This window comes from Cohnella xylanilytica (assembly GCF_014212175.1).
Lineage (GTDB): Bacteria > Bacillota > Bacilli > Paenibacillales > Paenibacillaceae > Cohnella > Cohnella xylanilytica.
In genome coordinates this window covers 14,211-36,458 of the sequence record NZ_JACJVR010000064.1, presented here as the reverse complement: position 1 = coordinate 36,458, position 22,248 = coordinate 14,211, and the positions used below count along the sequence as shown (strand labels likewise).

The 22,248-nt window shown below is 61.4% G+C and carries 19 protein-coding genes and 4 tRNA genes; 7 read left to right on the top strand and 16 right to left on the bottom strand.

The features are described from left to right. Positions 1-33 precede the first annotated feature (33 nt). The 4 genes from H7B90_RS16600 (at position 34) to H7B90_RS16585 (ending at position 2,686) form a co-directional block, all read left to right on the top strand. Entirely contained in the window at positions 34-546 is a 513-nt protein-coding gene (locus H7B90_RS16600) for a WGxxGxxG family protein (protein WP_311772741.1), read from the top strand. A gap of 120 nt (positions 547-666) precedes the next feature. Next, on the top strand, positions 667-1,365 hold the full coding sequence (locus H7B90_RS16595) for a hypothetical protein (protein ID WP_185137010.1): 699 nt from the start codon (positions 667-669) through the stop codon (positions 1,363-1,365). 88 nt (positions 1,366-1,453) lie between these two features. Further along, a tRNA-Val gene (locus H7B90_RS16590) sits at positions 1,454-1,529 on the top strand. Between the two features lie 134 nt (positions 1,530-1,663). Beyond that, positions 1,664-2,686 carry an S-layer homology domain-containing protein gene (locus H7B90_RS16585; protein ID WP_185137009.1) on the top strand — a complete coding sequence of 341 codons (1,023 nt, stop codon included), beginning with the start codon at positions 1,664-1,666 and terminating at the stop codon, positions 2,684-2,686. Positions 2,687-2,749: 63 nt separating this feature from the next. Here the strand turns inward: H7B90_RS16585 and H7B90_RS16580 are convergent, their stop codons facing one another. Next, on the bottom strand, positions 2,750-3,472 hold the full coding sequence (locus tag H7B90_RS16580) for a uracil-DNA glycosylase (protein ID WP_185137008.1): 723 nt from the start codon (positions 3,470-3,472) through the stop codon (positions 2,750-2,752). A gap of 110 nt (positions 3,473-3,582) precedes the next feature. Here H7B90_RS16580 and dat point away from each other — a divergent pair, with 110 nt between their 5' ends. Further along, positions 3,583-4,422, top strand: a complete 840-nt coding sequence (dat, locus tag H7B90_RS16575; RefSeq protein ID WP_185137007.1) for a D-amino-acid transaminase — start codon at positions 3,583-3,585, stop codon at positions 4,420-4,422. A 137-nt stretch (positions 4,423-4,559) separates the two neighbouring features. Here the strand turns inward: dat and H7B90_RS16570 are convergent, their stop codons facing one another. The 13 genes from H7B90_RS16570 to H7B90_RS16510 all read right to left on the bottom strand — a co-directional run bounded on the left by H7B90_RS16570 (position 4,560) and on the right by H7B90_RS16510 (position 15,566). Beyond that, positions 4,560-4,733, bottom strand: coding sequence for a hypothetical protein (locus tag H7B90_RS16570; protein WP_185137006.1), 174 nt, complete (start codon positions 4,731-4,733; stop codon positions 4,560-4,562). Between the two features lie 294 nt (positions 4,734-5,027). After that, on the bottom strand, positions 5,028-5,537 hold the full coding sequence (locus tag H7B90_RS16565; protein ID WP_185137005.1) for a metallophosphoesterase: 510 nt from the start codon (positions 5,535-5,537) through the stop codon (positions 5,028-5,030). 142 nt (positions 5,538-5,679) lie between these two features. Continuing rightward, positions 5,680-5,768 (bottom strand) — tRNA-Leu (locus H7B90_RS16560). A 30-nt stretch (positions 5,769-5,798) separates the two neighbouring features. Continuing rightward, positions 5,799-5,875: transfer RNA gene (locus H7B90_RS16555), tRNA-Ile, on the bottom strand. 25 nt (positions 5,876-5,900) lie between these two features. Then, a tRNA-Met gene (locus H7B90_RS16550) sits at positions 5,901-5,977 on the bottom strand. 138 nt (positions 5,978-6,115) lie between these two features. Then, entirely contained in the window at positions 6,116-6,295 is a 180-nt protein-coding gene (locus H7B90_RS16545) for a YycC family protein (RefSeq protein ID WP_185137004.1), read from the bottom strand. A 97-nt stretch (positions 6,296-6,392) separates the two neighbouring features. Next, positions 6,393-6,557 carry a hypothetical protein gene (locus tag H7B90_RS16540; protein WP_185137003.1) on the bottom strand — a complete coding sequence of 55 codons (165 nt, stop codon included), beginning with the start codon at positions 6,555-6,557 and terminating at the stop codon, positions 6,393-6,395. A 152-nt stretch (positions 6,558-6,709) separates the two neighbouring features. Next, the gene (locus H7B90_RS16535) at positions 6,710-8,263 is read right to left on the bottom strand and encodes an ABC transporter substrate-binding protein (protein ID WP_246578831.1); all 1,554 of its coding nucleotides are present in this window, start codon (positions 8,261-8,263) and stop codon (positions 6,710-6,712) included. A 123-nt stretch (positions 8,264-8,386) separates the two neighbouring features. Further along, the gene (locus H7B90_RS16530) at positions 8,387-9,919 is read right to left on the bottom strand and encodes an ABC transporter substrate-binding protein (protein ID WP_185137001.1); all 1,533 of its coding nucleotides are present in this window, start codon (positions 9,917-9,919) and stop codon (positions 8,387-8,389) included. Next, positions 9,916-10,803, bottom strand: a complete 888-nt coding sequence (locus H7B90_RS16525; RefSeq protein ID WP_185137000.1) for an ABC transporter ATP-binding protein — start codon at positions 10,801-10,803, stop codon at positions 9,916-9,918. The genes H7B90_RS16530 and H7B90_RS16525 overlap by 4 nt, the downstream gene beginning before the upstream one ends. 4 nt (positions 10,804-10,807) lie before the next feature. After that, a complete protein-coding gene (locus H7B90_RS16520) occupies positions 10,808-13,696 on the bottom strand; it encodes an ABC transporter permease (protein ID WP_185136999.1) in 2,889 nt (962 codons plus the stop codon). Between the two features lie 3 nt (positions 13,697-13,699). Further along, entirely contained in the window at positions 13,700-14,830 is a 1,131-nt protein-coding gene (locus H7B90_RS16515; protein WP_185136998.1) for an efflux RND transporter periplasmic adaptor subunit, read from the bottom strand. Beyond that, a complete protein-coding gene (locus tag H7B90_RS16510) occupies positions 14,796-15,566 on the bottom strand; it encodes an ABC transporter ATP-binding protein (RefSeq protein ID WP_185136997.1) in 771 nt (256 codons plus the stop codon). Before H7B90_RS16510 ends, H7B90_RS16515 begins: the two co-directional genes overlap by 35 nt. Positions 15,567-15,803: 237 nt before the next feature. Here H7B90_RS16510 and H7B90_RS16505 point away from each other — a divergent pair, with 237 nt between their 5' ends. After that, positions 15,804-17,468: a glutamine--tRNA ligase/YqeY domain fusion protein gene (locus H7B90_RS16505; protein WP_185136996.1), complete on the top strand. Its 1,665-nt coding sequence runs from the start codon at positions 15,804-15,806 to the stop codon at positions 17,466-17,468. Between the two features lie 102 nt (positions 17,469-17,570). Next, complete coding sequence (nagZ, locus tag H7B90_RS16500; protein ID WP_221482066.1) at positions 17,571-18,884, top strand: beta-N-acetylhexosaminidase; 1,314 nt, start codon at positions 17,571-17,573, stop codon at positions 18,882-18,884. A 490-nt stretch (positions 18,885-19,374) separates the two neighbouring features. On the opposite strand, the gene H7B90_RS16495 is transcribed toward nagZ, so the two are convergent. Both H7B90_RS16495 and H7B90_RS16490 read right to left on the bottom strand, forming a co-directional pair. Further along, the gene (locus H7B90_RS16495; protein ID WP_246578919.1) at positions 19,375-21,150 is read right to left on the bottom strand and encodes an S-layer homology domain-containing protein; all 1,776 of its coding nucleotides are present in this window, start codon (positions 21,148-21,150) and stop codon (positions 19,375-19,377) included. 76 nt (positions 21,151-21,226) lie between these two features. Next, on the bottom strand, positions 21,227-22,213 hold the full coding sequence (locus H7B90_RS16490; protein ID WP_185136995.1) for a nucleoside hydrolase: 987 nt from the start codon (positions 22,211-22,213) through the stop codon (positions 21,227-21,229). Positions 22,214-22,248: the final 35 nt, after the last annotated feature.

Genomic DNA, 22,248 nt, shown 5'->3' with positions numbered 1-22,248 from the left:
AGCAAAATTCAGACGAAGAGAGGGACGAATCAGGTGAAAAAAGTAGCGCTGCTTTTCTTGATGATATCCTGCATCGCGCTCGTCATGTCGTTGACCGCCTTCGCCAACACGACGACCCACGGCATGACAGGCACGAGCACGACCGGGACGGGCACGACCGGCACCGGCACGTCGACTTACGGAACGACCGGAACGGGTACCTCGACCTACGGCACTACCGGCACGTACGGCACCTACGGTGCGACCGGTACCGGCACGTACGGCGCGCCTGGCGCCGGAACGTACGGCACGACGGGCAACGGCGCGTACGGCGCTTACGGAACGGGCACGACCGGCACCGGCATGACCACCTACAGCACGACCGGCACCGGCGCCACGAACTACGGCACGAACGGTTACGTCGGCACGAACACCCGTACGAATGCGGTTCGCGCCAACAACTACAGACCTTACGCGACGAACAGAGGCTCCAACTGGGGATGGCTCGGCCTGCTTGGGCTGATCGGCTTGGCCGGCCTTCGCAGCCGCGACCGCGAACGCACCTGATCGTCTCCGCGAAGATCGCTCATCCTGCCTGCTTGGCGGCGGTGGGCGATCTTTTTGCGCGCGAGCGTATACTTCCTTCTCCGGATACCCACAATGGTGGTTGAAGGAGTGAGAATGGCCATGAGACGAACAGTCAACCCTAATTTCTTCAAACGCCTGGCCGCCGCCGCCGGAATCGTCGTCGCTTCGATCGGCTTCGCCCTCTCTTCCGCCCCGGCTGCACAAGCCGCTCTCGCGGAGGAGCATCCCCACCGCCATGGGCAGCCAAGCTGGTTCGCCGCCGACGAAGACGGCAAGCCCGGCAACGCCCCCCTGCTCTCGCTGCTGAAGCTCGACGCGAACACGCTGGAGAGCTGCCTAAGGGCCGGCAAGTCGCTGGCGGAGATCGCCGAGGAGCAGGGCGTCAAGAAGCAGCAGGTCATCGACTTGCTGGTCGCCCAACAGCGCAAGAAAATCGACGAGGCGGTCAAAGCCGGCAAAGTGTCGAAGCAGCAGGCCGACGAGTGGAAAAACGGGCTTCCGGAGAGGACCCGCAAAATGGTCGAGAGCAAGTTCGGCCGCGAACACGGTCACGGCCGCGGGAAAATGGGATTCCGCGGGGGCAAATACTTGGAGGAGACGGCGCAAGTTCTCGGCATTAGCCAGAGAGCTCTTCTCGAGGAGCTGAAGAAGGGCAAATCGATCGCCCAGATCGGCAAGGAGAAGGGAATCGCCGAAGAGACTCTCGTCTCCAAGCTTCTCGAGCTCGAAAAAGCGAGAATCCAAGACCGCATCCACCGCGTGTGGGGCAAAGCCAATCAGGTGAAGCAAAACGGATAACAGCCGCTTCAAAAAAAATCGATCGCACCCCTTTACAACCCTCTCTCCATCCGCTATAATAGGTCAAGTCGATAGGAAATGACGACATGATCTGATAGCTCAGCTGGGAGAGCACTACCTTGACAGGGTAGGGGTCACAGGTTCGATCCCTGTTCAGATCACCATAACCTCTCCAATCCACCCCGCCGGGAACGGCGGGGGTTTGATTTTTTGCAACCTTTTCCGCGGCTGGCGCGTCTTGGGGGTATCCGACTTGTCAGCGAGACTGACGAGACGATATCCAAGGAGGATGATTACGATGAGACGTACGACCAAATCCATAGCCGCCCTGCTGATTGTCGCCAGCTCTTGCGTGGCGATCAGCGGCTCCGCCTTCGCCTTCAACGACATCAAGAACGATCCCGGAGCGGCGCACATTCTCGACCTCAAGAAGCGCGGCATCATCCAAGGCGTCGGCAACGACTTGTTCAAGCCGGGGGCGAAGGTGAACGGAGCGACCGCGGTCACGCTGATCGTCAAGGGGCTCAAACTCAACATCGACGATATCCGGTTCTTCAAGAAGCCGGAAGCGAGCGACTTCTTCACCAAGGTCAAGAACGATGCGCCTTATGCCGGCGAATTCATAATCGCCCAGTTGAACGGGCTCGACATTCCGCGGGACATCGACCCTTCGAAGAACGTCACCCGCGAGCAGTTCGCCCATTGGCTGTTCAAGGGCATCCTGGCCAAGGGCGACTTCGCCTTCACCGAACAATTCATCCAGTATACGGACGCGGACGCCGCTACGCCCGCCTACTCGGACAGCATCCAGAAGCTGCTGGTGTCGGGAATCGCGGATCTGGACAAGAAGGGCGCCTTCCGCCCGCAGGATGTAATCACTCGCAGCGAAGCGGCCGTTCTGGTCGACAAGGCCATCGAATTCGTCGAGAAGACGCCGCCGATCGTCGAGGTCCCGGAGAATCCCGAGAGCACGATTCTGACCGACGTCAAGCTGGCTTCGGCCGCGTTCGCCGACGGCGTCTCCAAGGTGACGGTGTCGGCCACCGCGCCGCATCCGGGCTACGGCATCGAGATCTCGAGCATCTCCTTCTCCGGAGGCCAAGCGACGATCAACTACCGGGTCGTCATGCCCGACCCGGCCGCCCTGTACCCGCAGGTGATCGCCGACGTTCATGCCGACGCCTATATCCCGTCTTCCTATAAAGCGGTGCTCGGCAAGGTAGAGCCCTCTCTTCCGGCGAAGAGCGAAGGCGACGCAGCTTCCGGCTCTTCTTCCGGGGCGGCCGCCGGAGGCTCGACCGGCTTCCCGATCAACGAATAACCCTTCTGACGCGCGAAGGCCCGCCGCCGGCTGTTCATCAGCCGGCGACGGGCCTCTTCTTGTTCAACGACGCCCGCGTTCTCCCGCCGCCGCCGTCTCTCCGAAGACGTCGAGTTCCGGAACGCACCAATCGATCTCCGGCTGGCCGATCGACCTCAGGAAGGCGTTCGCCCGCGAGAACGGACGGCTTCCGAAGAAGCCGTTGTGCGCGGACAGCGGACTCGGGTGGGCCGACGCGATCACCAGATGCTTCTTCTTGTCGATGAAGGCCGCCTTCTCCTGGGCGTTCCTGCCCCATAGAATAAACGCCAGAGGCCTCTCTCGCTCGTTCAGAGCGGCGATAACGGCCGTCGTGAACGTCTCCCACCCCAGCTTCCGGTGAGAGTTGGGAAGCCCTTCCCGCACGGTCAGAACGGCGTTCAGAAGCAGCACGCCCTGCCTCGCCCAATGCTCCAGATAGCCGTGGTTCGGAATCGGGCACCCGAGATCGTCCTTCAGCTCCTTGTAGATGTTCTGAAGCGAAGGCGGCGTCCGCACGCCCGGCAGGACGGAGAAGCTGAGCCCGTGCGCCTGGCCGGCCCCATGATAGGGGTCTTGTCCGAGAATGACGACGTTCGCGTCTTCGTAGGAAGTCAGGTGCAGCGCTTCGAAAATATGGTTCATATCCGGGTAAATCGTTCTCTCCCGGTATTCGGCCGCGAGTTGCTGGCGCAATCGCTGATAATAGGGCTGGGCCATCTCCCGTTCGAGAATGGGTCCCCAGCCGTTCTTGAAGATGGCTGGCATGGCGTAACCTCCGCGGATGAATAAAGGTTTACAAATTCCGATATAGGTATCATTATAACAATCAGGCATCGCCTGTTCCTAGCGCAATTCCATGAAGGAGGAATTCATCCGTGTCATCCGTCTACTGGTTTGAAGACCGATTCGTCGCCAAAGAGGAGGTTCTCGTCTCTCCGGACGACCGCGGCTATTATTTCGGCGACGGCGTCTATGAAGTGTTCCGCGTCTACGGGGGCAAGCTGTTCGAGCCCGGCGCGCATTTCGAGCGGCTCGCGCGGACGGCGGACGGCATTCGCCTTCCTCTTCCCTATAGCATCGAACGGATCGGGCGGAAGCTCGAGGAGCTGGTCGAAGCCAACGCCCTCCGCGAAGGAACCGTCTACCTTCAGATTACCCGGGGTTCGGCCCCGCGAAGCCACCCCTTCCCGCCGGACGCGAAGCCCGTCGCTCTCGCCTACTGCACCGAAGTGCCCCGTCCCGTCGCGGCGATGGAGGCCGGCATCGCGCTCGCGGCCGTTCCCGACATCCGCTGGCTGCACTGCGATTACAAGACGCTTAACCTGCTGCCCAACGTGCTGGCCAAGCAGCAGGCGCTCGACGCGGGCGCGAGCGACGCCGTCCTGCACCGCGACGGCATCGTGACGGAATGCAGCGCCTCGAACGTCATGATCGTTCGCGGCGGCACCGTCATCACCCACCCGGCGAACAATCTTATCCTGCACGGCGTCACCCGCGGGGTCGTGCTGCGTCTGGCCCGCGCGGCGGAGATCGCCGTCGAGGAGCGCCCCTTCACGCTCGAGGAGCTGTACGGCGCCGACGAAGCGTTCATCACGGGGACGACGGTCGAAGTCACTCCCGTCGTCGCCGTGGATGGACGAGCCGTCGGAGGCGGGGCGCCCGGCCCCGTCACCCGGCGGCTGCAGCGGGAGTTCGCCGCGGCGATCGGGCTCTGACCGCTCGATCGCGTAGAGGAGCTGGCTCGCCAGCTTCGCTAAGGCGCAGGAAGGGCCGCCCGGATCGATAGCCGCCGCGGATCGGAGGCGAATCGCCGGGCGGCCCTTGACTTCGCGGGTCGCTTGCTCACTTCACATCAATCATCCGTCTCGATGCTGAAGACGACGAAGCGGTTCAGATTGTCGCGCTCTTTCTCCGCTTTCTCGATAACCCTGTATTCCTCGGTTTTGGGGTCCTGAATGACAAAGTAGGAACGGTCGTTGTCGCGGTACAGCCTCTTGGCCAAGTCGATGGCGTATTGTTTCGTCATGTCATCCCCTCTTCTCCTCGTGCGGAACTCAAGAAATCCAAGGATAGAAGTTCAACGCGCGACCCGTTTTTTCCTGCTTCGCCCGCTCGTCCCTCCGCCATTCCCCCCGCTCCAAATGTTGGAAAACCAATCCGGCTTCGAGCTTACGCCCGAAGCTTATGCTCCAGAGCTTCCTTTTCAAAGCTTCCGTTTCAAAACTTCAGCCCAACGCCTCTGTCCCATAGCCTTTCTTCCATAGCCTTTGTTCCATAGCCTCTGTCCCATAGCTTCCGTTCCATAACCTCTGTTCCAGCGCTACTGCTCCTCGTCCGCCGCCACCGAGTCCCGAATCTGTTCGAACGGAACGGGTTTGTACTCCCAGTGCTCCACGCTGACGTTGAAGTAGCTCTTCCCCTCGTACTTCTGCCCGTGTATATGGCCGTGAACGTTGACGTAAGGCATATGCTTGTTCATGTACATCGGCTCATGGGATAGGAAGAAGAAGCCCTGGTACACGATCGGATGCTCGCTGACCTCGTCGAAGCCGGCGTCCAGCCACCAGCCTCGCGACCGGCCGCGGTCGTGGTTGCCGAGAATAAGCACCTTGTAGCCATGAAGCCGCTCCACGATCGCCCTCGTCTTGTCTCGGTTCAGGAACGAGAAGTCTCCCAGGTGGAACACCTTGTCCTCCTTGGCGACGACGGAGTTCCAGCTCTCGATCATGGCGGCGTTCATCTCCTCGACGCCGGAGAACGGTCTCGATTCGAAGTCGATAATGTTCTTGTGGCCGAAGTGGTGATCCGATGTAAAAAAGGTTCGCGACACGGTCTATCTCCTCCTCTGTCCCCGCTTGTCTCGCGGAACGCTTGTCTCCAACATAACCGGTCTTGCCGGTAAACGAAAGCGCCCCGCTTCTGTGGGAAGCGAGGCGCGTTGGAATTTGATGATTAGGTCAAGGTAAAGCTTGTGGTGCCGAGGACGGGAATCGAACCCGTACGGTGGTCACCCACCGCAGGATTTTAAGTCCTGTGCGTCTGCCAGTTCCGCCACCCCGGCTTGGTCGTTCGACACTAGCTTGTCCTCATGTGGTGGGCCCTGAGGGACTCGAACCCCCGACCAATCGGTTATGAGCCGACAGCTCTAACCAACTGAGCTAAGGGCCCTCGTTAGGTCTCACGAGGAGAAGATTGGTTGCGGGGGCAGGATTTGAACCTGCGGCCTTCGGGTTATGAGCCCGACGAGCTACCGGGCTGCTCCACCCCGCGTCGTTGTTCACGTGTCGTTCAATGGCGACAAGAATTAATATACAATAAAGACTAGCCATACGTCAAGGAAAAATATCGAAATTCATGCAAGCATTTTGACGCGGAACGATATTCGCCCGGCTACGGCGAAGCGTCGAACTAGCTCCGCTCTCCCGTCTCTCCGTCCGGCTTCGGCGCGGACTCCGCTTCCGCCTTCGCCATCTCCGCCAGCTTCTGCAGCAGAATATGCTGGGGCATATGCATCAGGTGCTCCAGCGGCACGTTCAGGTGCTTGGCCAGCTTGACGGCCGTATCGGCCGATAAAGGCATTCTTCTCATGGTCATCCGCTCCTTCTACAACGACCTTACCACAAGGAAGCGGCGATGCCAAGGCCCGCGGCTCTCGGAATAGCCGCCGCCGGACCTTGGCATCGCTTTACGGAATATATCGTACGCCGTACTTGCCTTTGCGGGAACGGTACACTTCGATCTCGTGCGGCATGTCGATTCCGAACAGCCAACCGTCGTGCTCCATTCGTCTGACGAGACAGCCCGCTTGAAATTTGCTGTCGTATAGCCTGGACCAATACACCCATTTCATCGCGATGTCCCTCCGGATCGTGGGTTTACGGTCCTTAGGATTTACGCTCGCCGCCCCGATTAATCGCGCTCCCGGCGTTGGGAATTATTCCGGGAACGCTTGCGCTTGCCGGCGAACGGCCGCGGGAGACGGCCGTCACGTCTGGAGGACCGTCAGCCGACGATTTCGCCGGATGCCCGCATGAGCGCCCGCTTCTGCGGAGACATGTCGCCGGCATCCATGTACGGAGACATGTCGAATTCGCCCTTCGGATTCGTCTTGATCTTCTGCAGCATGTCCGTCCCCTTCGTCTGCCACTCTTGCAGGGCTTCCTTGACGGACAGCTTGCCTTCGATCGCCTTCTGGAACGTGATGTCCGCCAATTGGCTGACATAGCTCAAGTTCGGCCGCTCGCGGTTGAGCTTGTCGTCGGCTTCGTTAAATTCGTACGGCATCGGCTTGAGCGCGTAGAAGGCCTGGATATTGAACGAAGCGCCGCCCGGCGGCTGAATGAACTCCTGCAGCGCGCTCAGCTCGTAATTGCTGCGAGCCTTGAACTTCGCCGTGTCTTTGCTGTTCATGAACTTGATGAACTCCCACGCGTCTTTCGGATTTTGCGCTTTGGCGTTAATGCCGGTCAGTTGGCCCAGATACATGCTCGAGCCGACGTTCGGCATCTCCGACAGAACCGGGTACGTGACGACGTCCCAATCGATCTTCTCGTAGCCCTTCATCTTATCCACGTTCTGATTGAACGTGTTCAGATCGTTGACCAGGTTGTAGCTTCCGATGACCATCGCCACCTTGTTCGAGAAGAACGGCCGGTCTTGGTACGGATTATACCTGTAGCTGCCGTCCGCCGGCTGCTCCTGCTGCGTATCTTCCGGATGCGGGATGACATGGTCTACATAGAGCTGTACGGGGTCCTTCCAGACCTTCTCCCATTGCGGGGTGTCGACCGTCATCTTCTCCGCTTTGTCGTCGTACATTTTGAGCTTCAGCGGGGTAGCGATGCTGGCGATGTTCCAGAAGTTGAGCCCGCCTCCCCAATCGGTGAACGACAGCCCGTAGACCGCGTCTTTGCCGGTTCCCGTCTTGAGCCTTCGGGCCAGATTATAGACGTCGTCCCACGTCATGTTGTCCTTGGGAAGCTCGACCCCGGCTTTTTGGAACAGCTTCTTGTTGTAGAACAGAGCCGACGACGAGAAGGTCGGAGTGAGCGCGTACAGCTGGCCGTTGCCTTGCTCCCGGATGCTCTCGATCAGATTGGGCACATAGGCTTCCAGGTCGATCTTGTCTTCCTTGATGAGCGGCTCGAGGGACTGGAGCAGGTTCTCCTGGGCGAGCTGTCCGAGCATGCCGTTGTCGAGCATGACGACGTCGACTGGGTTCTGTCCGGTCAGCAGCTCCTTCATTTTCGCGAGCGGATCGGGCTGCTCCCGCTTCTTGCTCTCCTCGTACGACTCGAACATCTGGTCCGAATAATCGATGGAATAGACGAGTTCGATGTCGATATTCTTGTGCCCCAGCTCGAACATGTCGGTATACTGCTGACGGAACCACGACTCGTTGTCCTTGCTTCCGTACAGCATTCCGATTCGCAGAGTCCGGCGGTTGTTCGGATCGTCCGGATCCTCCTTGCTGCACGCCGCGGCGAGCGGGACCAGCATCGACAGCGCGACGAGCGCGGACAGGGAACGGACGTTTCGTTTATGGGTGAGACGCAACAGAAATTTCCTCCTTAGGCCAGAACGAACGCCGCTGCGTTCAGCATGGGTGTCTGCCCGAGCGGCGTCGCGTACCATTATGGGTTATGAAAAAGAATAAATATCAAGCGGCTAAACTCCCGGTTAGTCCAGCGGCCTTACGACGCCGCCTCCGCCCCCGCCGCCGTAGACGTCGTCGAACACGCCTTGCATCTCGCCCTTCGGGTTCAGCTTGATCTTCTGCAGCAGATCGTTGCCCTTCGTCTCGAATTCCGCCAACGCTTCCTTGACCGTCTTCTGGCCTTGGATTACCTTGTTGTACTGGATCTCGGCCAACTGCGAGATGTAGCGCAGGTTCGGGCGCTCTTGCTCCAGCTTCTGCTCGGCGTAGCTGTTCGAGTTGTACATCGGCTTGATCGAAGTGAACGCGTCGATGTTGTAGCTCATGCCGTCCTTCACTTTGACGAACTCCTTCAGAGTCGGCATCTCGTAGCTGCTGCGGGACCGGAGTTTGCCCCATTCCTTGCCGTTCATGAACTTGACGAATTCCCAGGCGTCGTCCGGGTTCTGCGCCTTCGCGTTGATCGTCGCGAGCGAGCTGAGGTAAATATAATTGCTGACGCCCGGGGCTTCCGCGAACGTCGGAACCGGCAGAACGTCCCAATCGAGCTGCTCCATGCCTTTGAACTTCTGATAGTTCTTGTTGTACGTCTCGATGTCGTTGATCATGTTGTAATTGCCGATGACCATCGCGACCTTGCCGTTGAAGAACGGCTGCTGAATATAGGGATTATACCGGTTCTGGTCTTCTTCCGACATCTGAACCTGCAGATCCTCGTTGCTCGGGAAGACGTGATCCTTGTACAGCTGGGTGATCGTCGTCCAGACCTTCTCCCACTGCGGGGTGTTGACGGTCATCTTCTCGGCTTTGGCATCGTACATCTTGAGCTGCAGCGGCGCCATGTAGTTCTGGACGTCGTAATAGCCGTTGCTGTAGCCCCATTGGTTAAACGTGAAGCCGAACTTCGCGTCCTTGCCCTCTCCGGTCTTCAGCCGGCGCGCCAGGTTGAACAGATCGTCCCACGTCAGCGGCGCGGTCGGAACGTCGACGCCGGCTTTGGCGAACGCCTTCTTGTTATAGAACAAGGCGGAAGGCGTATAGGTCGGGGCGAGCGCGTACAGCTGGTTGTCGCCCTGCTCCTTGATTCCTTCGATGACGGCCGGAACGTAATCGTTGACGTCGATCTTGTCTTCCTTGAGCAGCGGGTCGAGCTGCTTGAGCAGGTTCTCCTGCACGAGATTGCCGAGCATCGCCGTGTCTTGCAGGATCATGACGTCGACGGGGTTCGCCCCGGTCATAATCGCCTTCACCTTCTCGATCGGGTCGGGCTGCGGCTGATCCGGCTTCTGTTCCTCGAACTGGTTCTCGGTGTAGTCGATCGCCGGAACGATCTCGATATCGATGTTGTTGTGCGAGAACTCGAACAGGTCGGTGAATTGCTGGCGCAGGTACTGCTCTTCCTGCGCGCTGCCGTACATGACCCCGACGCGAAGCGTGCGGCGGTTGTTCGGGTCTTCCTCGTTCTTGCCGCTGCAAGCGGCGAGCGTCGGAACGAGAATCGTTACGGCCATGGCGGCCGTCGTCCATTTGCGGACCTGGGTGATACGGGTTGTCATGCGGTTTCCCCCTCCAAAGGTTTCGGTGCCCGAATCAAAATCTTCTCTCCGTCGAATTCCATGCTCGCCTTGTCTTTGATCTCGAGCGCCTGCAGGAACTCCTTCGGAATTTGCAGTCTTCCCACCCGGTCGACGACGACGTAGGCTTCGTGAACCTCGTCCAGCGCGCTTCCGCCGTGCAGCGAAGGGGCGTGGTCGAGATTCGGGTTCCTCTTGATGAATTCGGTGCTCGTCAGGCCGTCCCGGATGGCGACGACGCGGTCCACCTTGCCGGCCAGCGACAAGTCGTGGGTGACGATGACGACCGTCAGGCCGAGCTCCCGGTTGAACCGGCGGAAAATATCCATGATGATGTCCGACGTCCGGGAATCGACGGACCCGGTCGGTTCGTCCGCGAGCAGCATCTTCGGCTTGTTCGCGAGCGAGATCGCGATGGCGACCCGCTGCTGCTCGCCCCCCGACAGCTGCGTCAGCTTGTTGTGCATCCGCTCCTTCAGGCCGACCCACTCGAGCAGCTGCTTCGCGTAAGGGCGGTCCACCTTGCCCGAGAACATCATCGGCATCTCGACATTCTCGAGCGCGGTCAGGAACGGCAGCAGGTTGCGGGCGTTGTTCTGCCAGATGAATCCGACCGTGTCCCGCTTGTACTTGACGAGGTCGTCGTCGGTTACCTTGAGCAGATCCCAAGGGCCGACGCGAACCTGACCGGCGGACGGGCGGTCGAGACCGCCCAGGATGTTCAGCAGCGTCGACTTGCCGCTGCCGCTGTTGCCGATGATGGCCATCATCTCTCCGTCGTTCACCGTCAGGTTCAATCCCTGGAGCGCCACGACTTCCAGATCGTCCGTCTTGTAAATCTTCACGAGTCCTTCGCAATGGATCATGGCGTTAACGCTCCTCTCCCAGCTTGACGGCTTGATGCACCTTCAGGCGGCGGATGTGCGACACGAGAAGGATGACGCCGATCAGCATCATGACTCCGACGACGATGTAGAGCTTCACGGAATCCGCGTTGTCGAACACGACGCGGAACGGAGGCACCTGGCCGGCGGCGTTGTCGGTCGTCTGCAGGAACGGCAGGAACAGCACGCTCGTCAGCTTGCCGATGCCGATGCCGAGACCGATCGACAGCCCCGCCGTGAACACCTGCTCCAGCAGAAGCATGCCGGTCAGCTGCTTGCGGGACAGCCCCATCGCCCGCAGGACGCCGATCTGCACGATCCGTCCCGACAGGTTGAAGAACCAGAACAGGATGTAGCCGGCGAGCGACACGACGGCCGAGACGAGGAAGCCCAAGCTCAGAATGCCGAACACGCCGCCGCGGGCCGGGTGCTTGCTCTGCACGATCAGCTCGTTGCGCGCGTCGCTGATCGACGCGATCTCGATGCCCTTCTTCTGCAGCGCGGGAATGATGTCCGGCGTCTTGGCGTCCGGCTTCATCTTCAGCCAGACGTCGTATTGCATAAGCGGGGCCTCATCGTAAATATAATCGAGATTGGCGACGATGAACGGCGACTCGTCGGGATATTGCGCCGGCCAGTACGGAAGCACGGCCGCCACGACGAACGTGACCGGCTCCTCGGAGAGCATCGCCTGAACCTGGTCTCCCGGCTTCAGGTTGAATTTCTTCGCCAGATTGGAGGAGACGAGGGCGAATTCCGGCGCCTTGCCCATGACGGCCAAATACTTGTACGGGTTGGCCGGGTACAGATCGTCCCGGAACCAGGCGACGCGGGCGAAGTCGACGTTGTCGATGCCGACGATCGTTCCCTGCCCCGCCGTCTTGCCGGAGATCGTGACGCTCGCCTTCGTCTGGAGGACGCGGGCGGCGTGCTCGACGCCCGGCAGCGTGCGGAACACCTCGAACGGCGGTTCGTTGTAGTTGATCTTCGTCGGTGTCGGACGGTTCGGTTGGCCTCCGCCTTGGCCCCCGCCCCCTTGGCCTCCGCCGCCTTGACCTTGACCGCCTCCGCCTTGGCCCTGTCCGCCTCCGGAGCCCGAGGGAGCCGTCACTTCCGGGCTGCCCTCCCACACCGTCTGCACGATGACGTCGGCTCCGTACTTGTACAGGATCCGCTCTTCCGAATTGAGCCCGATCGTCCGGGCTGCGGACGAGTTGTACACGCCAAGGCCGAGCGTCAGAACGAGCAGGATCATCAGCGGGTAGTACGAGCGGGACGAACGGGACAGCTGCGTCAAGGTCAGATACAGCGGTACCGGCAGAATCGCCTTCCACAGCTTATTGAGCAGCTTCAGAATAAGCGGGAACAGCCGCAGGAACAGCAGCCCGGCCGCGAAGATCGACAGCGCCGGCACGAAGAACAGGAACGGCTGCACGTTCAGCTGGTCGGTCGTCATGCCGGTCTTGAACGACACCATCTGCCGTTCGTTGAACAGATACCACCCGTAGGCGGCTACGCCGAGCAGGACGACGTCCAGGAACCAGCGCTGCCAGACCGGCCTTTGGTCCGTTCGAGCCATCTTCCGCTTGTAGTCGACGATCGACGTGCGGGTGAAGACGAGCGCCGGGATAACGGCCGCCCCGATGGCGACAAGCACGGCGACGACGCCGGCGATAATGCCGTCGGTACTGAAGCCGACCGGAATCGCCTTCCGGTTGACGAACTCGAGGAAGCCGTTCGCCGAACCGATGCTCTTGGCCATGAACCAGCCGATGAACGGACCGGTGAGCAGGGACACGATGCCGAGCAGTACGCCTTCCAGCAGGAAAATCATGAAGATCTGCCGCGTGCCGGCTCCCCGGCTCCGCATGACCGCGATGTCGGAGCGCTGCTTCTCCAGCGCCTGGCGGGCGTTCATCGTGATGAAGTAGAACACCATCGCGATCATCGGCGCCGCCAGCGTGAACAGCATCGTCTGCAGCTGGATGCTCTGGCTGCGGAATTCGCCGAGCATGCTCGCGAAGGAGATCTCCACCCGCGTATCCTTCAGAAGCTGATACGCCTCGATGTCGATCCGGTTCAGCGTCTTGCCGAGCGGCGTCAGCTGGCTCGTCTGGATCTCGCGAAGATCGTAGGCGGTATACCAGCTCGCCGTCTGCAGCGGAATCTTCATCTGGCCGATCAGATCGTCCAGCATCGCCGGCTCGGCGATGAACAGCGTGTTCATGAGGCTGTCGAGCCCCTGGTACCAGTACGCGCTCGCTTCGTCCTTCGGCTTGAACGAGCCGACGATCTCGACGCGAAGCGTCAGGTTCAGCCCTCCGTATATCGGGTACAGAAGGACGTCGCCTACGTGCAGGTCGTTGCGGAACATCGCTTCTTCCATCATGACGGCCTGAATCGTGCCGTCGGGGGCGACGCGGTCCGCGTACATCTTCCCGCCGGCCAGCTCGACCTGGTCGGCGAGCCCGCCGAACGAAGCGAGCGCCATCTTGCGGGATCGGCTCGCGTCGACCTTGTTCGGATCTTCCGGCGTCACTTCCGCGCTGCGGATCGTCAGGCTGCGCTGGGAAGCGTCCGCCGGGAAGCCGATCTTGGCCGGGACCTCTTCGGAGATGTACTTGTTGACGTTGTCGAAGGCGGTCCGGTCCGTCTTGCCGTCGGTCGACTGGTAGCGGATCAGCAGCGATCCGGCCGGCAGGCCTTCGCTGTTGTCCTTGAGCGATTGCGCGACGACGCGCTTCAGGGCGCCGTCCGCGTACATCGGAATGCTGGTGGTGAACGCCACCGCCACGAGCAGGCCGGCCAGCGTGCTGATCGTGAGCCAGCGGGTGTTCCACATCTTGCGGAATAGAAATCGGATCAGCGCGCTCATCGATTATCTACCTACGACTTTCTGCCCCGGGGTCAGTCCCTGCAACACTTCGGCGTCGGTGGACGTCTGCTGGCCGACCTCGATGTCGACCTCGCGCTTGCTGCCGTCCGCTTCCACGACTTGCACGTAGGTGCGGGCCCCGATCGTGCGCAGCGCGGAGAGCGGAATGACGACCGCGTTCTCCTTCCGGTTCACGATGACCTTGACGGTAAGCGGCGTGCCGCGGACGGCCGTCTTCGGAAGCTGCGGCACGTCGACGAGCAGATACTGCTCGGGACGCTCGATCTTCTGGCCGCCGTTGCCTTGTCCGCCGCCGTTCCCGTTGCCGTTGTTGTTGTCCGTCTGCGGCTGCGGGAGCGACCGGACCTTGCCCTTGACCTTGCCGGCGCTGTTGATGTCGACTTCCACCTCCATGCCGACCGCGACCTTCTCCAGGTCGTCCTTGGAGAGGTTCCCGGTGACGACCAGCTTCGTCGGATCGGCGATAATGCAGATCGGATCGTACTCCTTGACCGATGCGCCCTCTTGGACGCTTACGCTTACGACCGTGCCGCCGAACGGAGCCGTCAGCACCGCGTCGGCGATGTCCTGCTGCAGATCGACGATGTCCTGGCGCTGCTTCTCGAAGTTGATCTGCTTCTGCTCGAAGTCGATCGGATCCATCGTGTCCTTGTCGCGCAGCGTCTGCTTCATCTCCAGCTCCAGCTGGCGGAACGCGAGCTGCTGGCTGCGGAGCGTGTCCTTCATGTCCTCCACGTCGAGCTCCGCGATCGGCTGCCCGGCCTTCACGACGTCTCCGACTTGTATGTATAATTTCTTAATAAACTTGCCTTCCAGCCTCTTCGTCGTATAATACAGCGTCTTCTCCTGGGTCGACATGATCTTGCCCGAACCGGATACCGTCGTCTCCAGCGTCTTCGTCGACACTTCGTATTCCGGCTTCTTGGAGATCTGGGGCAATTGAATGGACGACAGATCCGCTTCTTCCGGCTCGTCGGGCAACAATCCGCAGCCGCTCACCGCGACGGACAGCGCGACGACCGCCAGCACCCCCGCCGTACGGGCGCGCCCCCCGTTCCCCGGGCTCCTTCCTTCTCTCTTAGACGAAAACGCCGTCCACCATCTCATAGACATGGTCCGCTACCTCCATAATCGTTGTATCGTGTGTCGTCATGCAGATCGAGATGTTCTCGGTCGCGACGATCTCGCGAAAGACCGCCATCACCTGAGCCGCCATCTGGGAGTCCAGCTCCGCCGTCGGCTCGTCGGCGAGAATGAGGCTCGGCCGGTGGGAGATCGCCTTGGCGATAGCCACGCGCTGCTGCTCCCCGCCCGACAGCTCGAACGGCCGGTGATGCATCCGCTTCGCCAGGCCGACCATCTCCAGGCACTCCGTCGCCCGGGCCTTCCACTGCGACCGGGGAACGCCCGCCATTCGCATCGTCAGCTCCACGTTCTCGTACGCGGACAGCAAGGGCATCAAGGCATATGCTTGGAAAATAAATCCGATATCCTTGCGCCGGATCTTCGTCCGGCGGTTATCGTCCCATTCGTGGAACGGCTGGCCCCGGAAATAAATCTGGCCTTGCGTAGGGACGTCCAAGCCTCCCATCAGGTTCATCAGCGTCGTCTTGCCGGAGCCCGATCGTCCCTTCAGCATGACCAGCTGCTGAGGCTTGAGCTCCAGGTCGATTCCCTTGAGCACCCGCAGCTTCTGGCTTCCGACGTCGAACGAACGCTCCACGCCCCGGACGACCAGCAGCGGCTCCATGCTCGCGGGGGAGCCCGCCGGGCCGCCGTCTCTCTCTTCGGCCTCCGGCTGGCCGCCCGGCTTCTCTTTAGATTTGCTTCGCTGCTTCCAAGCGAGCATCCGAATTCCCTCCCTCTGCCAATTGCCTTCCCCAATTATAACGATGCATTCCGGCAAAAAGTTACGCCTTTAGCATTTTTTTATGAGAATCCTGAGAAGGCTTAGGGCCCGTTTTTTCGACATCGCCCGACATCGCCTTCTCCGACCCCCGTTTTTTTTCCTTTCCTCTTTATAAGGAGGGCCCGTTTTGTGTATGATGAAGAAATAACATGATATACGCGAGAAAGGTTGGTCGGATTGGAGAGCAAATCGGCATCATCTAACAACTTCATCAAGACTATCGTGGCGGAAGACCTCGCCGCCGGCCGGGTGACCGAAGTCGTGACCCGCTTCCCGCCGGAGCCGAACGGCTACCTGCATATCGGGCACGCCAAGTCGATCTGCCTCAACTTCGAGCTGGCGGACGAATTCAAGGGGCGGACGAACCTGAGGTTCGACGACACGAACCCGGTCAAGGAAGACGTCGAATACGTCGAATCGATCAAGCGGGACGTGCAGTGGCTCGGGTTCGAATGGGACGGCCTGTTCTTCGCTTCCGATTATTTCGGCCAAATGTACGACAAGGCCCTCCTGCTTATCCGCAAGGGGCTCGCCTACGTCGACGACCAGAGCGTCGACCAGATCCGCGAGAACCGCGGCACGCTCACGGAGCCGGGCGTCGAGAGCCCGTACCGGAACCGCTCCGTCGAGGAGAATCTCGACCTGTTCGAGCGGATGCGCAAAGGCGAGTTCGCGAACGGCGAGAAGGTGCTGCGCGCCAAGATCGACATGGCTTCGCCGAACGTCAACCTGCGCGACCCGGTCATCTACCGGATCGTACACGCGCATCACCATAACACCGGAGACGCCTGGTGCATCTATCCGATGTACGCCTTCGCGCATCCGCTCGAGGACGCGATCGAAGGCGTCACCCACTCGATCTGCACCCTCGAGTTCGAGGATCAGCGCCCGTTCTACGATTGGGTCGTCGAGCACTGCGAGACGGAAGCGAAGCCGCGCCAATACGAGTTCAACCGGCTGAACCTGACGAACACCGTCATGAGCAAGCGGAAGCTGAAGCAGCTCGTCGACGAGAAGGTCGTGGACGGCTGGGACGATCCGCGCATGCCGACCATCTCCGGCCTTCGCCGCAAGGGCTATACGCCGGAGGCGATCCGCGCGTTCTGCCGCGAGATCGGCGTGGCGAAGAGCTACGGCGTCGTCGACGAGCGCATGCTGGAGCACTTCATCCGGGAAGACTTGAAGCTGAAGGCTCCGAGAACGATGGCCGTCCTTCGCCCGCTGAAGGTCGTCATCACGAACTATCCGGAAGGCGAGACGGAGTGGCTCGAAGCGGAGAACAATTCGGAGAACGAAGAGATGGGAACCCGCCGGATCCCGTTCTCCCGCGAGATCTACATCGAACAGGACGACTTCATGGAGGTGCCGCCTCCGAAGTACTTCCGCCTGTTCCCGGGCAACGAAGTTCGGCTGAAGCACGCCTACTTCATCAAGTGCGAGGAAGTCGTGAAGAACGACGCGGGCGAGGTCGTGGAGCTGCGCTGCACGTACGATCCCGAGACGAAGAGCGGATCGGGCTTCTCCGGGCGCAAGGTCAAGGGCACGATCCATTGGGTCGAAGCCTCGCAGGCGGTGCCCGCGACGTTCCGGCTGTACGAGCCGCTCATCCGCGACGAAGACGAGGGCGAGGATTCGTCGTTCCTCGAGCGCATCAATCCGAACTCGCTCGAGACGCTGGAAGGGTTCGTCGAGCCGGGCATGAAGGATGCGGCCGGGCAGGACAAGTTCCAGTTTTTCCGTCACGGCTACTTCAACGTCGACCCGAAGGACAGCGCCCCGGGACGGCCGGTGTTCAACCGCATCGTATCGCTGAAGAGCTCGTTCGAAGTCGGCAAGGCCTGAACTTTTATCCGGCTATCGACGTCTATATCATCGGCTCCTCTCCATTTACGGGGTGGAGCCTTGCTTTTACGCCCCGTGCATACCGGAAAGGAGAGAAAAAAGTTGAACTATCGCCCGATCGCCGGGCTCGGCCTGGCGCTGACCCTTCTTCTGTCCGGGTGCGCCCGTTCGGAATCGCCGCCCGTCTCATCCCCATCGCCGTCCCAACCGGCTTCTTCGCCGGCAGAGCCGAGCGTGACGCCCACCCAGCCGGCTTCTCCCGGCGCATCCTCGCCGGCTTCGCCGTCCCCTTCCGGCTCCAAGGAGCCTTCCGCGCCGACGGATCCCGTGAAGACCCGCATGGAGAAGATGACGCTCGAGGAGAAGGTCGGCCAGCTTATTCTCGCCGGCCTCGAAGGCAAGGAGCTCGACGCCGAGGCCAAGCGAATGATCCGGGATGACAAGGTCGGCGGCGTCATTCTATACTCGAACAACGTCTCCGACTTGAAGGGAACGGTCGCCCTCGTCAACGCGATCAAGCGGACGAACGCCGCGAATCCCGCCCCGATCTTCGTCAGCGTCGACCAGGAAGGAGGACGCGTCAGCCGCCTGCCTTCGGAATACGTCAAGTTCCCGGCCAACGCCGCCGTCGGCGCGACCGGGGACGCCGACCTGGCCGAAGCGATGGGCCAGCTGTTGGGACGGGCGCTGACGTCGTCCGGCTTCAACATGGACTTCGCCCCCGTGCTCGACGTGAACAGCAACCCCGACAATCCCGTCATCGGGGACCGCTCCTTCGGCAGCTCCGCCGATCTCGTGTCGAAGCTGGGGCTGGCGGAGCTGACGGGCCTGCGAAGCGAAGGCGTCATTCCCGTCGTCAAGCACTTCCCCGGCCACGGCGACACGTCGGTCGACTCCCACCTCGACCTGCCCGTCGTCGACAAGACGCCGGAGCAGCTGGCGAAGCTCGAATGGGTTCCGTTCCAGGCCGCCGTGAAGAACCATGCCGAGGCGGTCATGGTCGCCCACATTCTGTATCCCAAGATCGATCCCGACAAGCCGGGCTCCCTGTCGAAGCGCATCGTCGGGGACATCCTCCGCGGCGACATGGGCTACGACGGCGTCGTCATCACCGACGACCTGGGGATGGGCGCGATCGCCAAGCATTACCCGCTGGCGGAAGCTTCGGTCATGGCCATCGAGGCGGGCGCCGACATTCTTCTCGTCGGCCACGGATACGACAACGAGCGCACCGCCTTCGAATCGGTTCTGAAGAGCGTCAAGAGCGGGAAGATCTCCGAGGAACGCCTCGACGAGAGCGTCTACCGGATTCTGAGCTTGAAGAGCAAATACGAATTGCAAGACGCCAAATCGCCGGTTCCCGACCTGAAGGAACTGAACGCGGACATCCGGGATTGGCGCGAGAAAATCGGATAAACCCAAAAATCGCTCCTTGCGGGGCGGCCGCCTCGGCGCCGCCTCCCTCAAGGAGCGATTCTTTTTTTTCGATTGACCGATTGTGGAGATCATGCCGGGTTGAGCTTCTCTATTGGGCCTGGTTACCGTTTCGATTGGGGGGAGGAGGCTAACGAACCGAGGAGACGCTATTTCGGCCAAAATCGTGGATTTTGGATTCTAACGAATCGTATAGACGCTATTTCGTGCTGGAAGCCCGTTTTTCCCCCGGTTGGCCCTAAATAAGATCGCTGGGGTTCGTTAGGGGTTTCAAATTGGGCTTTTGACGCGAAATAGCGTCTCCTGAGTTCGTTAGAGAGATCGGGGCCTATGAACCGGAACCCTGTGATTCCATTCCGTTTCCGATTCCGGCTGCACCCATGTACGCGACTTCCATGTCTCCATATCCAAAAAATGCAGTTGGCGAAATAGTCTTTCGCCGTTTTTCTACGTCCGAGCGATTCGTATAACCTTATTCGAACTCGAAAGCCGAATACTTCGCCGCGTTCCGCATGGCGGGCCAGACGTCCGGCGTCTCGGCCCCGATGTACCAGTAGGCGAGACCCGCGACCCCGCGGTCGGCCGCCGCCAGGTTCTTGAGCGTCAGCGAGCGGCTGTCTTCGGTCCAGATCCGGTAGGAGGAGCCGCCCCGGGAGTAGGAGTACACGTACTGCCCGATCGTCTCGTTCCAGGAGCGGGTCCCGGACACGAGCGAGCGGATGACGTCCGTCTGCTCGATTAGGGACAGCTCCGCGGAGGAGACGGCGGGCGACACCGTCCACTTGCGGGTATACAGCGGCAGCGCGACGATCGTCTTCGAGGCCGGCACCGCGGCGAGCAGCTTGTCGACGCCTCTCGCAAGCCATGGCAGCGAGGAGACGGAGCCAGCGACGGGGTCGGTCGACCAATGCTCGTCGTAAGCCATCAGCACGATGTAGTCGGCTTGCTTCCCGAGCGCGGAGTAGTCGAACGCCGCCGTCCAGTCGTCGCCCTGGTCCGGGGAGACGTTCACCGAGAGAACGCGTCCGTTCGCGTGCAGCTTGGCCGCGAGCTCCGTCACGAACGCCGTCAGGCCGGAGCGGTCCTCGGGCAGCACGTTCTCGAAGTCCAGGTTCAAGCCGTCCAGCCCGTCGTCCAGGACTAAGGCGGCGAGCCGGTCCGCGACCGCCTTCCGGTTCGACGCGCTGCCGAGCAGCTGGTGGGTGACCTCCGCATCCGAACGGTTCCCGACCATCCCCCACACCCGCTTGCCGTGCGCGGATGCCCACCGGACGAGAGCCGGGTCCGTCGAATCGGAGACGGTGCGGGCCGATTCGAGGAAGTAATCCCGCGGAACGAGAGTGTCGACGGTCGAGCGGGCGATGCTGGCGATGAACTGCGACGTCGTCTGCCCGTATTGCCAGCCGAGCTGCAGGCCGGTCGCCGGCGCGGCCTCGAATTGGGCGGCCCAGCCGTCGCGGGAGGCGATCCGGTTGAGCACCGCGGCGGCCTCCGCCCGGGTCAGCGTGTCCAGCGGCCGGAAGCGGCCGTTGTCCCCTTGCATCAGGCCCGCCCTCGCGGCAGTTTGGATCGAAGCTTCCGCCCAATCGTCGATCCGATCGGCGTCTTCGTAGTCGGGGGCGTTCGCGCCCGAAGCGGAAGCCCGCTCGCCGTCCAGCCGCAGCGCGCGAACGAGAATCGTCGCCGCCTGTTCGCGCGTGACCGGCGAGCCGCCCCCGAACGAGGCCGCGGAGACGCCGCGCACGATGCCGAGCTGCGACGCCGCTTCCACCGCGGAATACGACCACGCCTTCGCCGGGACGTCCGGATAGGACGGGATGGCGGCGTCGACCGGCTCGAGCCCGAACAGCCGGACGACGAGAGCCGCAAATTCGGCTCTCGTCACCGCCCGCTCCGGCGAGAACGTCCGCTCTCCCGTTCCGCTTACGATCCCTCTCCCGTGCAACGCGACGATGTCCGCCAGAGCGAAGCTGCCCGAGATATCGTCGAACGGCAAGAAAGCCGATTGGACGGACGTCTTGGCGGCGGCGACGGAGTCGGTCGAAGCGTCGGACGCGGAAGAGACGGCGGAGGCCGCATATGTAACCGAAGCGGCGGAGGAAGCAGCAGAGAGAGTAGATTCTGCGTTCGCGAACGGAGCGGCGGCCGAAGCCGATCCCGCGGCCGCCTCGACCGAGACCGGGATGGAGATCGAGAGCGCGGCCGCCAGTGCCGCGAGCTTCGGCCGCAGCCTTCGATAAGGATTCAAGGCAGGCACCTCATTTCCGATGAGAAGAGAATTCTATTCTTCTATCCTATCAGAGAAGAGGGCCCCGCTTGGATCCTCAAATGTTGGCAAACTCGCGATAATCCCCGCGGAGCATCGCCGTCAGCATCCGGTAGAACAGCCGGTAGTCCGCTTCGAGGCACACCTCCGCGTTCGGAGCCGCGCCCGTCCAGGCCGGCGTATTCTCCGGAGCGGGCCGCGTGTCGACCGCGCTGAAGCCGCGGTTCGCCTCGCTCTGGCACTCGATCTCCACCCGGTAGCGGCCGGATCGGAGCATCAGCTCCGGTCGGATGCACATCGCGATCGTGACGGAATCGGGGTGGGTGACGCCTTCCAAGCCGTTCGCCCTATTGAATTCGAGCGCCTTCCGGTTCACCTGGTGATAGAATCGCGCGATCGGCGTATCGATGGCCCGCAGCGCCTCGAGATCCTTCCCGCCGACGAGCGCGTAGCGGCAGCAGACGTCCCAGCCGACCATCGTGATCGGGAAGCCGCCCTCGAAGACGATGCGCGCCGCCTCCGGGTCGACGTAGAAGTTGAACTCCGCCGTCGGCGTAATGTTGCCCCGGAAGTGGCAGGAACCGCCCATGACCCACAGCCGTTTGATTTTCCCCGCGATGGACGGGTCCAGCATATAGGCGACCGCGAGATTCGTCAGCGGCCCGTGGGCGACGATCTCCAGCTCCCCCGGATAGTCGTTGACCAGCCGGACGATCGCGTTCGCCGCGTGCTCCGCTTCGGCGCGGACGGACGGCGGCGGGAAGCCGGAATCGCCCATCCCGTCGGGACCGTGGACGTAGGCGGCTTGCACGAGCGGGCGCAGAAGCGGCCTGTCGCAGCCGGCATAGACCGGCACTTGACCGCTTCTCCCCGCCTTCTCCACCGTCGTCAGCGCGTTGACCGTGCACTGCGCGAGCGGAATGTTGCCCATGACGGTCGTAATGGCTTCCACCTTCACTCCCGGCCAGAGCAGGCCGAACAGCAAGGAAGTGACGTCGTCTCCCGCGGTGTCGGTATCGATAATCAATCGTTTGGTCGTCTGCAACAATGATCATGGCTCCTTCTCGAAGTGTCGTCTCT